We start from the raw sequence: 13,260 nt of genomic DNA, 5'->3' as shown, positions 1-13,260 counted from the left end.
GGGGCCCGGTTGTCGTCGAGGGGACACCTCGCACGCCTCTACCCCGCGCCGCGGGCGTACCTCCTGAGCTTCCGGTAGAGCGTCGACGCGCCGATCCCGAGCTCCGCGGCGGCGCGGGCCTGGTTGCCGCCGTGCCGCTCGAGCGCCGCGAGGATCGCGCGCCGCTCGACGCCCTCCAGCGTCCACGCGGCCGGCGCCTCGCCCGCCTCGCCGCCGGTCGGCGCGGCGCCGCGGACGTCGTCCGGAAGGTCCTCCAGATCGGCGGAGCCGCCCCGCGCCAGGGCGACCGCGTGCTCCACGGCGTTCTCCAGCTCGCGCACGTTGCCGGGCCACCCGTGGCGCTCCAGCGCGCCTTCGGCCTCCGGCGTGAAGCGCGCGACAGGCCGGTCGAGCCTGCGTGCCGCCGCCCCGAGCAGCGCCCGCGCGAGCGGCAGGACGTCCTCCCGGCGCTCGCGGAGCGGCGGAAGGCGTATCTCGATGACCCGCAGCCGGTAGTAGAGGTCCCGCCGGAAGCGGCCCGCCGCGGCGTCGGCCGCGAGATCGCGGTTCGTCGCCGCGAGGATCCGGGCGTCGACGGGGCGGCTCGTGTTCTCGCCGACGCGGCGCACCTGCCGCTCCTGGAGCGCGCGGAGGAGCTTCGCCTGCACCCCGGGCGGGGCCTCGCCGACCTCGTCGAGCAGCAGCGTGCCCCCGCGCGCCGCCTCGAACAGCCCGGCGCGGTCGTGGGTCGCGCCGGTGAACGAGCCGCGCGCGTGCCCGAAGAGCTCGCTCTCCAGCAGCGTCTCGGTGATCGCCGCGCAGTTGACGGCGACGAACGGGCCCGCGGCGCGCGCCGACGCGCCGTGGATGAGCCGCGCCACCCGCTCTTTCCCGGCGCCGCTCTCGCCCGTGAGCAGGATCGTCGAGTCCACCGGCGCGACCCGCCGCGCGCGGTCGAGGGCCCGCCGCATCGCCGGGCTCTCCGCGACGAGCGGGGTCGGCGGCTCGCCCCGCGGCGCGGCGAAGGGCAGGGCGCTCGCCTTCGCGCCGAGCGCGCGCCCCGTCACCCTCCGGGGCGGCGCGGGCTGCGTGGGCTGGCCGAGCCACGGGTCGAGCGCGCTCTCGCGGAAGAACGGCAGGTGCTCCGCGAGCGCGGCGCCCCACGCGGCGCGCGTCCGGCCCTGGAAGTGGCAGACGTCGTCGCCCCGGCCGATGCACCGATCCTCGATGACGTAGACCGCCTCGCCCGTCGCCCGGGTCATGTAGCCGCTCGCGATGCCGGCGAGCATCCAGCAGACCGGCTCATCCGCGCGGCCGAGGTGCAGGAGGTGCTGTTCGGCCTCGTACGACGAGAGCAGCGTGGCGCCGCGCGAGGCGAGGGGCGTCGTGTCCCCGGGCGCGAGCCGGATGAAGCCCTGCAGCGTGTGGAGCAGGGCCCCCGCGCCGTGCAGCTCGGCCTCGCTGTCCCAGGGGAGCCGGGACACCATCGCCTCCGCCATCCGGGCGCCGTGCTCGACGCCGAAGCGCGTGAGCACGGCGCGCGCCCCCGCGTACCCCGCGAGCCGGACGAGCTCCTCGCGCAGCGTCCCGAGCGCCCCGGCGTCGAGGATGACCGCGCGCTCCCCGGCGAAGCGGACGACGCCGCCACGCGCGTCGACGTCGAGCAGCTTCCGGATGTCGAGATCGGCTGCGCGCATGGGACGACCTTTCAAGGCGACAGGAGTGACCGGTCACCCTGACCGGCGGGCTCGCGAAGCGCCACGGACGAGCCGCGGATCTCCCGTGGAAAGCGGCCTCTCCCGCGCGGGCCCGGCGTGTGCTCGGGGCCGTCGCGGGAGGTCTCTTCGCATGAGCGAACGCGTGGACATCATGACACCCGCCTTCCGGGCGGATCCTTATACGCCGTACGCGGCGATGCGCCGCGAGGCGCCGGTCTGCCAGGTGGATCCTGGCGGGATGTGGGCTGTGAGCCGGTACGCCGATGTCGCCACGGTCCTCCGGAGCCCGGAGCGGTTCTCGTCCCAGGGGTTCCGGGCCGCCTGGCAGCCGGCGTGGGTGGGGCACAACCCGCTCGCGAGCTCGATCCTGGCGATGGATGGCCCGGATCACGCGCGGCTCCGCGGCCTGGTGAGCCGGGCGTTCGGGGCGCCGGCGATCGCGCGCATCGAGCAGCGGGCCCGGGATCTGTGCGAGCGGCTCGCGGGCCGCCTCGACGGCGAGGTCGACTTCATCGCCGCGGCCGCGGCGCCGCTGCCGGCGTTCGTGATCAGCGAGCTGCTCGGCCTGGATCACGCGCTCGAGCCGCACTTCAAGCGGTGGATGGACGACCTCCTGTCCGTGACGCCCGAGCCGGCGAGCGCCGAGCACGCCGCCCGCGTCCGCGCCACGATCGCGGAGCTCGACCGGTACATGGCCGACGTCATCGCGGCCCGCAGGCGATCGCCCTCCGACGACCTCGTGAGCGAGCTCGCCCGCGCCGGCGAGCTCCTCGGGGACCGCGAGATCATCGATCTGCTCGTCAGCATCCTCGGCGGCGGCCTCGAGACCACGACCCACTTCCTCGGCAGCTCGATGCTCCTGCTCGCGGAGCGCCCCGCGGAGCTCGAGCGGCTGCGCGCCTCGCCGCAGCTCATCCCGAGGTTCATCGAGGAGATGATGCGTTATGACGGCCCGACCCAGTCCGTCCCCCGGCTCACGACGTCGGACGTCGCGCTGGCCGGCGTGACGATCCCCGCGGGCTCGCTCGTGCTGGCCCTTGTCGGCTCGGCGAACCGCGACGAGCTGCGCTTCACGGATCCCGATCGGTTCGATCTGCACCGCGGGCAGCCGAGCCTGACCTTCGGGCACGGCGCGCACTTCTGCCTTGGCGCGGCGCTGGCGCGGATGGAAGCGAAGGTCGCGCTCGAGGTCCTGGTCCCGAGGATCGGCGAGGTGACCCGCGCGCCCGGCGAGATCCCCTACAACCGCACGCTCACCGTGCGTGGCCCCGTGTCGCTCCCGCTCCGCTTCAGGCCGGCCTGACATGCCAACGAAATGAGGGGACTTGTCAGGTCCTGTTCTGCACAATGGCTGTCCATGCGATATCGAGCGTTCCTGCCGCTGGTGTTCGCTCTCCCGGCGTGCGGCCCGGCGGCCGCGCCCTCGCCTGCCGCGAACGCTTCTCCCGCCGTGGCCAAGGCGGCGGCCCCCGCGGCGCCGTCTCCGCCGGCGCCGGCCGTGGGCGTCGCGCCAGCGCCTGCCGCGAGCGCCGCGCCGGCGCCGCAGAGCGCCTGTGCGCTGGAGCGCGGCTTCCACGGCACGATCGGGCCGAAGCTCGAGGTCTTTGCGCGGATCGAGCGCGACGGAGGTACCGTGCGGGGCCGTTACTTCTATGCCCACGTCGGCGTCGACATCCCGCTGGCCGGGTCTGTCACCGACGCCGGTGAGCTCGCGCTCGTCGAGGGCAACCCGGCGCGCCCGACGGGCCAGTTCGCGGGCACCTGCCGGGCAGACGGCCACCTCATCGGGACGTGGACGAGCCCGCGGGGCGCCTCGCTGCCGTTCGACCTCGCCTCGGTCGGCGCGCGCGATGTGCTGCTCGTGGCCACGAAGAAGAGGGCGCGCCGCTTCCCGCCGCGGCCGAACCCCGATGGCCCATCCGACGGGCTCGGGATCCCCTTCGAGCCCGGCGAGGCGTGCGGCGAGGAGCTCGCCTGGCCCGAGATCTTCGGCGCCGCGACGGCGAAGAGCGAGGCGGCCCTCAACCGCGCGCTCGAGAGCGGCGCGTGGGTGTTCGGGCAGGGGGACGAGGCGAGTTTGCGCGCGTGCAAGACGGGCGAGCGAATGGCCGCATCGCGCACCTTCGAGATCTCCCTCAACGAGAAGGGGCTGCTCGCGGTCCGCTCCCACGATGCGATGCGGTACGAGGGCAGCACGCACCCCTGGGATCCAGGGCCCGAGCGCTGGCAGGTGCTCGACGTGCGCACGGGCGCGCCCGTGACCCAGCTGCTCGACCGGTCCGCCGCGTCGAAGAAGGCCCTGCGGCCCTTGCTGGAGCGCTGCCTCGCGCCGTTTGCCGACGGCGACGCGTTCGTGCTCGAGCTGCTGCGGGAGCGCGTGAGCCTCGACAACCCGGATCTGCTCCTCCTGCCGACGCCCGCCGGGCTGAAGCTCGCCGCGACCGGATATCCGCCGCCGCTGCGGGTGCTCGAGGGCGACGGCCCCATCCTGACGTGGGCCGCGCTCGCCGGCGCGGGCGCGCTCGAACCGAGGAGCCCGCTCGCTCGTCTCTGGGAGGGCCGCAGCGCGGCCGCGGCGGCAGACCCGTGCGCGAAGCAGGGGTCGCCCTGAGCCGGACCCGATCGGGTCTGTGAGCTCGACGCGGGTTGAGGCGACAACCGACAACCCGACGCGGGTTGAGGCATCCTCGGTAATCCCATGGTGTGACGAGCCCGGGAACCTGGCCGGACTTTGCCGAGCTGGACAGTTGGATCCGCCGCGCCGTCGTGATCAGCGATGCAAGTGAGCTCCTCATCCAGCAGACGTCCGCCGGGTTGAAGCTCGCCGCGACCGGAGATACAACGCAGCGGGCCTCCTGTCGGCGTGGGCCGTCACGTCATCAACGCGCGCCCGCGGCGCGCTCGTCGGACGCGACCCAGCCCACACCGAGGCCGTCTTTTCCGGGGAGGATGCTCGTCACGGAGCACGCGGACCGAAAGAACATGGAACAGAAGACAACTCCGACGATCACCGAGCTCGAGCGTGAGATCGATGCGCTGCGCCGACGCGTCGCCGAGCTGGAGGCCCCTGCGCGCCGCTACAAGGCCCTGCTCGACGGGGGCATCGTGAGCATGATGATCTACGATGGCGAGAGCCGCGTGCTCGAGGTGAATCGTCGGTGGGAGCAGCTCTGGAGCTTGAGTCTCCGGGATGTCGCCGGGTGGCGGTTGCTGAAGGACGAGCAGGTATCCGCGAATGGGTCGATGCCCCTCGTCGAGCGGGCGTTCTTGCGGGGCGAGGCCACGGCGTTGCCCACCATTCGCTACGATCCGGTCCAGGCAGACACGCTCCAGAAGGGAATGGCCCGCTGGGTCGCCTCCTCGCTCCATCCCATCAGCGACGCTGAGGGCAACGTGGCCGAAGTGCTGCAGATTCACGTGGACGTCGGCGAGCTCAAGCAGTCGGAGGACGAGCTGCGGGCTCAGACGGCGCAGCTCGAGGCCGCGATCGCCGAGCGGACCCAGCGGCTCGAGGAGCAGCTCCGCGTGAGCGAGGAGCAGAAGCGCGCCATTGCCGTGCTGTCCACGCCCGTGCTCAGGCTCTGGGACGGCATCCTCGCGCTGCCGCTCATCGGCCAGATCGACGCCGAGCGCGCCGCCCGCATCCTCGAGGTGCTGCTGCAGGCCATCGTGGACACCCAGGCGGAGCATGTGATCATCGACGTCACTGGCGTGCCGTTCATGGACGCGGAAGGGGCACGCCACCTCCGCGACACGGTGCGCGCTTCCTCGTTGCTCGGGGCGCAGTGTGTCATCGCGGGCATCTCGCCGGCCATGGCGAGATTGCTGATCGACTGCGATCTCGGCTTCGATGGCGTCCCCATCGTCGCGAGTCTCCAGGACGGGCTCCGGCGCTTGTTGTCCAGCCGCAACGGCGATCGCGCCATGAGCGTTGCTGGCGCCGTCGCCGCCGGCGCCCAGAGGCGGGATCCCGCGCCCCGCGACGAGCCGCGAGAGCGCTGAAGTTCAGCCGGCCCGGAGGAGCGGCAGCGGGCGTTCGATGCTCGCGCTGCCGGGGATCGTGCTACATCCGAGCGCGTGCCGACGCTCGTCCTCTCGCAGCGCTATAGCCCTGACTCGAACGCGCTGTTCGGCGCTGCCCTCGCGGTCGGCTGGGACATCGAGCGACTTCGTTCGTTCCGCTGCCCCGAGGGCCTCGCGGCGCGCGACCCGGTGTTCTACGGCGAGACCATTCTCGCCGACGCCATCATGGACGACCTCGAGGTCGCGCTGCTCGAGCCGACCGCCGACTGGCTGCCCCGCCTGCCCCAGCGCCACCGCCTTCGCGACGTGCGCCTCACGACCCTCGAGGATGCGCTGGCGCTCCGTGAGCCTGCGTTCATCAAGCCAACGGATGAGAAGCTGTTCCCCGCGCGCGTGTACGCGGACGGCGCCGCGATGGATCCGGACCCGCGGCTGCCGCTGGATCTGCCCGTCCTCGTGAGCGAGCCTGTGGTGTTCGAGGTGGAGTTCCGATGCTTCGTGCTGGAGCGCGAGGTGGCGGCGCTCTCGCCCTACATCCGCGGCGGGGAGATCGCGCGCACCGCGGCGGGCGACTGGGAGGCGGATTCAGAGGAGGTCGAGGCGGCGTCCGCGTCCATCCGCGCGGTGCTCGCCGACGCCGACGTGGAGCTCCCTCCCGCGGTGGTCGTGGACGTCGGGCGCATGGCAGGGCGGGGCTGGGGTGTCGTCGAGGCGAATCCCGCTTGGGCCTCGGGGATCTGCGGGTGCGACCCGGCAAGGGTGCTCCCCGTGCTGCAGCGGGCAACCGTGCCGCGCAGGATGGTCTCGGAGGAAGAGCTGCGCTGGCTGCGGCGCGTCGGGTGAGGGATCTGAAGCGTCCCCTCGAATTTCCGGGAAGTTCACAGGGAGGCGGGGAGGCGGGGAGCGAGAGACGGCAAGAGGGAGAAATTCATTTCTTCTTCCTCCCCGCCTCCCCGCCTCCCTGTTCAATCTTTTTTTTGCTAACACTGTCAGCGAAATTCACGTCATCTTGGCGAACCAGCGCTCGAGGATGGTTTGCGCCCGCGCGAGCTCCGAAAGCTCCGTCACCTCGTTGAGAGCGTGCATCGTCCGCTCCGCGCCCGGTCCGAAATTCGCCGCCGGGATCCCGAGCGTCGTGAAGCTTGCCACTTCCGACCAGGTTTGCCGGGCCTCGACGCCTTGAACTCCGCTTTGTTCGAGAGCTGCGATGAGCGCGTGGTTCCGGTTCGGCGGCGCCGGACGGGAGAGCTCCTCGAACCGGACGGCCCCCACGCGGTCAACGAGCGCCATCAGCCGCTCTTGCGAGGTATGGGAGCTCGTGCTCGGACCGTACGTGTGGTGCACGTTCACTTCCAGGTGGTCCGGCACGACGCTGCCGGAGCGGCCCCCGTGCGCCGAGGTGGCGTTCATCATCTCGTACCAGGTGAGGCCGTCGACGACGTCGGGTACGGGCTCGAACGCGGCCAGCTGAGAGAGCACGCGCGCGAACTTGTGAATCGCGTTCACGCCGGCGCCGGGCAGCCCGCTGTGCCCCATGCGGCCTGCAAACGCCAGCGTCGCGTGCGTCGAGCCTCCCGAGCCGAGCTGGAGCTTGTTGTCCGTGGGCCTGAGCACCAGGGCGAAGTCGGCCCCCCGGAGCTCGGCGTCCTGCTTCATGACCACCCTGAGCTCGCTCGCGTCGAAGCCGCACGCTCCGCGCGCGTGAAACACGAGGGTGATATCGGCGTGCACCTGCGGCCGGCGCTCGGCCAGATCGAGCATCAGGCAGAGGCCGCTCTTCTCCGCGGCTCCAGCGCCGAGCGCGCGGTTGTTCTCGGTCCGCGCTTCGCCCCGTTGCCCTGCGTTCGCCACGTCGAGCTGCCCGACGAGCAGAATCTTGGGGCCTCCCGACCCTCGCGTCAGCGGCGCGACCAAGGAGTCCCCGTAACGGCGCGGCGGTGAGGCCGAGGGGAGCGCCGCGAGACGTTGAGCCAGCTCGTCGGCCAAGTTGCGCTCCTCACCCGACGGCGAGGGGATCTTGCACAGCCACAGCAAATTCTCGAGCAGCTCCACGTAGACCTCCGATCAGAAGAAACGATGCGCGCTGGCCCCTCGGCGCTCCTCGGTCTGGACGCAGCGTGTGCGCCAGAGGTCGAGTCGCTCAGCGTCGACCCGCTGGCCGCGAACCGTGCAGCACACCTCGCGCGCGCGCAAGAAGTACGTGACCGCCTGGCCGAAGGCATCGTGATGGTCCGTGCGGCGCCGGTTACGAGGGTATGCTCGCACATGTCCTCTGGGAAGTGATCTCATGACAGGTCCGCATGTACACGGCCGCCTTGGACGCCTATGCTCTCGTCCGTGCGGTCGCCGCCGTGGTCGTCATATTCCGATGGTAATGTCATTTTTGTGAGGACGGTGGAAGTTGTCGACCGAGCTGAGCTCCCCGGCGGCGATCGGTCCAGCGTCCGACGCGGCGCCGCTCGATCCTGCGGGACGCTCCGGCACCAGCATCGACACGTTCGCGGACACGGCCCGCGGCAGCACGGACCTCGCTGGCGCAGCGCTCCCGGCAGCCGCGCTGGCCGCCGCCTCGGAGAAGGTTGAGGTCCCTTCGGCCGGCGTTCACGGGATGATCCGCGACACGGTGATGAGCGCGAGCGCTCCGTCCTCGCTCTCCCGGGTCGACCCGCTGCCTTCGGCGGGCGCATGCATCGGCCACTACGAGCTCTTGCGCGAGCTCGGACGGGGCGGCATGGGCACCGTCTTTCTGGCGCGCGACACCCGCCTCGCTCGTCTCGTCGCGATCAAGCTCCTCACGAGGCTGAGCAGGCGCGGTCTACAGCGCTTCCTGATCGAGGCGCAAGCCACCGCGCGCTGCAAGCACGAGCATATCGTGACGATCCACGACGTGAACGAGCATGACGGATATCCGTACATGGTGCTCGAGTACATCGAGGGGCAGAGCCTCCGCGCATGGATGAACCAGCGCAGGCCCGCGAATGCCGGCGAGGAGGCGTCGACGGCGCCGGTGCCGCCCAGCCTGGCCGTCGACATGATGGTTCCCGTCGTGCGCGCGCTCTCGGGCGCACATGCGTCCGGCATCATCCACCGCGACCTCAAGCCCGAGAACATCATGCTGGAGGCGTCGGGGGCGATCAAGGTGGTCGATTTCGGCATCGCCAAGCTGCGCGAGGATGAGACGAGCCTCGCCCTCGCGATGGAGCGCTCGGCCGCCGGGGAGCCGCGCGTGACCGGCGAAGGCGCGGTCGTCGGCACGATGCCTTATATGTCCCCTGAGCAGTGGAAGGGAAAGGACATCGACCAGTCCAGCGATATCTGGGCGGTCGGCATCATGCTCCACGAGCTCGTGATCGGCGCGCACCCGCTCGCGCCGTTGAACCATGCGAAGCTCTTTGGCGTGGCGCTCCTCGACGAGCCGATGCCCTCTGTCGGTGCGCACCACCCCGAGCTCGGCGCGATTGGCGCGATCATCGATCGCTGCCTCTGCAAGCGGAAATCCGAGCGGTTCGCCTCCGCGCAGGAGCTCTTGACCGAGCTCTTGCCCCTCCTGCCTGGGCGCCGGGAGATCCTCCTCGGCAGCGACGACAGCCCGTTCGCTGGCCTGTCGTCGTTCCAGGAGGCCGACGCCGACCGCTTCTTCGGCCGCGCGCAGGATCTCGCGGGCGTGGCGGCGCGCCTCCGGAGCCAGCCGCTGCTCGCGATCGCGGGCGCGTCGGGCGTGGGGAAGTCGTCGTTCGTGCGGGCCGGGGTGATCCCCGCGCTCAAGCGCTCCGGGGAGGGCTGGGAGGCGCTCGTCCTGCGTCCGGGGCGCGAGCCGATGGAAGCGCTCGCGCACCTGTTCAACCGCGCTGCGGCGACGCCGAGCGCAGCCCCGCTGGCGGCTGCTCCGCAGGGCAGCGCGGGGGCAGACACGGCCCTGGTCGAGCGGCGGCTGCGCGCTGAGCCGGGGCTCCTCGGAGCGTCGCTGCGCGCGTGGTCGGACGGCGCGCAGCGACGCCTCTTGCTGTTCATCGATCAGTTCGAGGAGCTCTTCACGCTCGGCACGCCGGCTGGCGAGCGTGAGGCGTTCCTCGCGTGCCTCGCGGGGGTCGCCGACGACGCCTCCTCACCGCTCCGGGTGGTCCTGGCCGTGCGAGCGGACTTCCTGGAGCGGCTGGCCGAGCACGAGCGGTTCGTGGCCATCATGACGCGCGGCCTCGTGTTCCTCCGGCCGATGGGGCGCGAGGGGCTTCGTGAGGCGCTGATGCGGCCGATCGAGGCGGCGCGGCACGAGATCGAGGATCCCGCGATCATCGAGGGCTTCCTCGACGCGCTGGCGACGACGCGCGGCGCGCTGCCGCTCTTGCAGTTCACCGCGGCCCGGCTGTGGGAGATGCGCGATCGGGGGCGCCGGCTGCTCACGCGGGCGAGCTACGAGGCGCTCGGGGGCGTGGCGGGCGCGCTGGCGAGCCACGCCGATACGGTGCTGGCAGGGAGCTGCCAGAGCGGGAGAGGCTCTATCTGGACGAGGTGCTCCGGTTCGCCGATCAGCAGCAGCGCGGGAGGCGACGCCTGGTGTCCGGGATCATCGCGGCGCTGTCGGTCCTGGTGATCGCGGCGGGCGCGGGGATCGTGAAGGTGGTCCGTCAAAACCGGGTCATCACGGCGCAGCTCCACGAGATCCAGAGCGCCGAGGATACGCTGAAGAAGGCGCTCGCGAGCGAGGAAGCGGCCCGGAGCGCGGCGGAGAAGGCGCGGCAAGACAGCGAGGCGGCGCGGCAAGACAGCGAGGCGGCGCGGCAGGACAGCGAGGCGGCGCGGCAAGACAGCGAGGCGCAGCGGGGGCGTGCCGAACGGCTGCAGCGGGAGGCTGACGAGGCCCGGAATCGCGCCGAGGCCGAGGCGGAGAGGGCCCGCATCGCGGCGGGCGAGGCTCGGCGGGCGCGAGACATGGCGCGGAGGTCCGAGGCGGAAGCACGCCAGGCTGAGATGAAGGCCACCGAGGAGGCGCAAAGGGCCAAGGCGGAGGCCGAGGCCGCGCTGCTGCGCCAGCGCTATTAGGCCACCATCACCTGGTGGACGAGCTCCTGCGTATCGTGCACCAGCAGGCCTTCGCGGACGCCGCGAGCGGCTCGCTCAGCGAGCCTGGCGAGACGCGGCAGCCTTCGGCTGGCTTCCGACGAACGCCGCCAGGTGCTCGCCGGTCAGCGTCGACTTCGCGGCCACCAGGTCGGCCGGGGTGCCTTCGAACACGATCCGCCCGCCGTCGTGGCCCGCGCCCGGCCCGAGGTCGATGATCCAGTCGGCGTGCGCCATCACCGCCTGGTGGTGCTCGATCACGATGACCGACTTGCCGGAGTCGACGAGCCGGTCCAGCAGCCCGAGCAGCTGCTCGAGGTCGGCCAGGTGCAGCCCGGTGGTCGGCTCGTCGAGCACGTAGACGCCGCCGTCGGCGCCCATGTGCGTCGCGAGCTTGAGCCGCTGCCGCTCGCCGCCCGACAGCGTGGTGAGCGGCTGGCCGAGCCGCAGGTAGCCGAGCCCCACGTCGGCCATGCGCTGCAGGATCGCGTGCGCGGCCGGCGTGTGCCCCTTGCCAGCGCCGAAGAAGCCGACCGCCTCCGCGACCGACAGATCGAGCACCTCGGCGATGTTGAGCTTGCCGAGGCGGTACTCCAGGACAGATGCCTGGAACCGCCGGCCCTCGCAGTCCTCGCACACCGTGGTGACGCCGGCCATCATCGCGAGATCGGTGTAGATCACCCCGGCGCCGTTGCAGGTCGGACAGGCACCCTCGGAGTTGGCGCTGAACAGCGCGGGCTTCACGCCGTTGGCCTTCGCGAACGCCTTACGGATCGGCTCCAGCAGATCGGTGTACGTCGCCGGGTTGCTCCGCCGCGAGCCGCGGATCGGCGTCTGGTCGACCGACACCACCCCGTCACGGCCGGACACCGAGCCGTGGATCAGCGAGCTCTTGCCCGACCCCGCCACGCCGGTCACCACCACCAGCACGCCGAGCGGGATGTCGACGTCGACGTTCTTCAGGTTGTGCGCGCGCGCGCCGCGCACCTTCATCACACCCGACGGCTTCCGCACCGACCGCTTCAGGGAGGCCCGGTCGCTCAGGTGACGCCCGGTGAGCGTGCCGCTCGCCCGCAGCCCCTCGACGGTGCCCGTGAAGACCACCTCGCCGCCGGCGGTGCCGGCGCCGGGGCCCAGGTCGACGACATGGTCGGCGATCGCGATCGTCTCCGGCTTGTGCTCGACCACGAGGACGGTATTCCCCTTGTCGCGCAGCCGCAGCAGCAGCTCGTTCATCCGCTGGATGTCGTGGGGGTGCAGCCCGACCGTCGGCTCGTCGAAGACGTAGGTGACGTCGGTGAGCGACGACCCGAGGTGGCCGATCATCTTGGTGCGCTGCGCCTCGCCGCCCGACAGCGTGCCCGACGGCCGGTCGAGGCTGAGGTAGCCCAGCCCGATCTCGACGAACGAGTCGAGCGTGTGCCGCAGCGTCGCCAGCAGCGGCTTGACGGACGGCTCGTTCAGATCACGCACCCACTTGGCCAGGTCGTTGATCTGCATCGCGCAGGCGTCGGCGATGTTGATCCCCTTGATCTTGGAGGACCGGGCAGCCTCGCTGAGCCGCGTGCCGCCGCACTCGGGACAGGTGGAGAACTTGATAGCGCGCTCCACGAACGCCCGGATGTGCGGCTGCATCGCGTCGACGTCCTTGGACAGCATCGACTTCTGGATCTTCGGGATCAGCCCTTCGTAGGTCAGGTTGATGCCCTCGACCTTGATCTTGGTCGGCTCCTTGTGGAGCAGGTCGTGGAGCTCCTTCTTCGTGAACTTGCGGATCGGCTTGTTCGCGTCGAAGAAGCCGCACCCGTTGAAGATGCGCCCATACCATCCATCCATCGAGTAACCGGGGATGGTGAGCGCACCCTCGTTGAGCGACTTGCTGTCATCGTAGAGCTGGGACAGGTCGAAGTCGGAGACGGAGCCCATGCCCTCGCATTTCGGGCACATGCCTCCGTTGACCACGAACTCCCGCTTCTCGGTCTTCTTCCCGCCGGCCTTCTCGATCGAGATCGCCCCGACCCCGCGGACCGACGGGACGTTGAAGGAGAAGGCGTTGGATGAGCCGATGTGCGGCTTGCCGAGGCGGCTCCACAGCACCCGCAGCATCGCGTTGGCGTCGGTCGCGGTGCCGACCGTCGAGCGGGAGTTGGCACCCATCCGCTCCTGGTCGACGATGATCGCGGTCGTCAGCCCTTCCAGCACGTCGACCTCGGGCCGGGCCAGCGTCGGCATGAACCCCTGCACGAACGCGCTGTAGGTCTCGTTGATCAGCCGCTGCGACTCGGCCGCGATGGTGCCGAACACCAGCGACGACTTGCCCGATCCCGAGACGCCGGTGAACACCGTCAGCCGCCGCTTGGGGATCTCGACGCTGACGTCCTTGAGGTTGTTCTCCCGGGCGCCCTGGACCCGGATCCAATCGTGGCTGTCTGCGGCATGCTGTCTGTCTGCGGCTTGCTGCTTGGAGGAGGCCATGTTCGCG

The 13,260-nt window shown here is 71.3% G+C and carries 9 protein-coding genes; 6 read left to right on the top strand and 3 right to left on the bottom strand.

Features of this window, described 5'->3' with window-relative positions; genetic code table 11:
* Nucleotides 1-38: 38 nt before the first annotated feature.
* The gene (locus WMF34_RS32370) at nucleotides 39-1,676 is read right to left on the bottom strand and encodes a sigma 54-interacting transcriptional regulator (RefSeq protein ID WP_437990231.1); all 1,638 of its coding nucleotides are present in this window, start codon (nucleotides 1,674-1,676) and stop codon (nucleotides 39-41) included.
* Nucleotides 1,677-1,827: 151 nt separating this feature from the next.
* On the opposite strand from WMF34_RS32370, the gene WMF34_RS32365 reads away from it, so the two are divergent.
* The 4 genes from WMF34_RS32365 to WMF34_RS32350 all read left to right on the top strand — a co-directional run bounded on the left by WMF34_RS32365 (nucleotide 1,828) and on the right by WMF34_RS32350 (nucleotide 6,563).
* On the top strand, nucleotides 1,828-3,000 hold the full coding sequence (locus tag WMF34_RS32365; protein ID WP_437990230.1) for a cytochrome P450: 1,173 nt from the start codon (nucleotides 1,828-1,830) through the stop codon (nucleotides 2,998-3,000).
* Between the two features lie 54 nt (nucleotides 3,001-3,054).
* Nucleotides 3,055-4,308 carry a hypothetical protein gene (locus WMF34_RS32360; protein ID WP_437990229.1) on the top strand — a complete coding sequence of 418 codons (1,254 nt, stop codon included), beginning with the start codon at nucleotides 3,055-3,057 and terminating at the stop codon, nucleotides 4,306-4,308.
* 371 nt (nucleotides 4,309-4,679) lie between these two features.
* The gene (locus WMF34_RS32355) at nucleotides 4,680-5,699 is read left to right on the top strand and encodes an STAS domain-containing protein (protein ID WP_437990228.1); all 1,020 of its coding nucleotides are present in this window, start codon (nucleotides 4,680-4,682) and stop codon (nucleotides 5,697-5,699) included.
* 75 nt (nucleotides 5,700-5,774) lie between these two features.
* Nucleotides 5,775-6,563, top strand: coding sequence for an ATP-grasp domain-containing protein (locus WMF34_RS32350; protein ID WP_437990227.1), 789 nt, complete (start codon nucleotides 5,775-5,777; stop codon nucleotides 6,561-6,563).
* Between the two features lie 156 nt (nucleotides 6,564-6,719).
* Here the strand turns inward: WMF34_RS32350 and WMF34_RS32345 are convergent, their stop codons facing one another.
* The gene (locus WMF34_RS32345; protein ID WP_437990226.1) at nucleotides 6,720-7,772 is read right to left on the bottom strand and encodes a M20/M25/M40 family metallo-hydrolase; all 1,053 of its coding nucleotides are present in this window, start codon (nucleotides 7,770-7,772) and stop codon (nucleotides 6,720-6,722) included.
* 349 nt (nucleotides 7,773-8,121) lie between these two features.
* Here WMF34_RS32345 and WMF34_RS32340 point away from each other — a divergent pair, with 349 nt between their 5' ends.
* Nucleotides 8,122-10,311, top strand: coding sequence for a serine/threonine-protein kinase (locus WMF34_RS32340; RefSeq protein WP_437990225.1), 2,190 nt, complete (start codon nucleotides 8,122-8,124; stop codon nucleotides 10,309-10,311).
* Nucleotides 10,275-10,760 (top strand): hypothetical protein, encoded by a 486-nt coding sequence (locus WMF34_RS32335; RefSeq protein ID WP_012238933.1) that lies wholly within the window; start codon nucleotides 10,275-10,277, stop codon nucleotides 10,758-10,760. The genes WMF34_RS32340 and WMF34_RS32335 overlap by 37 nt, the downstream gene beginning before the upstream one ends.
* A 75-nt stretch (nucleotides 10,761-10,835) precedes the next feature.
* Here WMF34_RS32335 and WMF34_RS32330 read toward each other — a convergent pair whose 3' ends face one another.
* Nucleotides 10,836-13,253 (bottom strand): ATP-binding cassette domain-containing protein, encoded by a 2,418-nt coding sequence (locus WMF34_RS32330; RefSeq protein WP_437990224.1) that lies wholly within the window; start codon nucleotides 13,251-13,253, stop codon nucleotides 10,836-10,838.
* Between the last annotated feature and the right edge of the window lie 7 nt (nucleotides 13,254-13,260).

The organism is Sorangium sp. So ce145 (assembly GCF_051525985.1).
GTDB classification, from domain to species: Bacteria; Myxococcota_A; Polyangia; order Polyangiales; family Polyangiaceae; genus Sorangium; species Sorangium cellulosum_B.
Note: the sequence above shows the minus strand (reverse complement) of the source record. Positions and strands in the feature narration are given on the sequence as shown.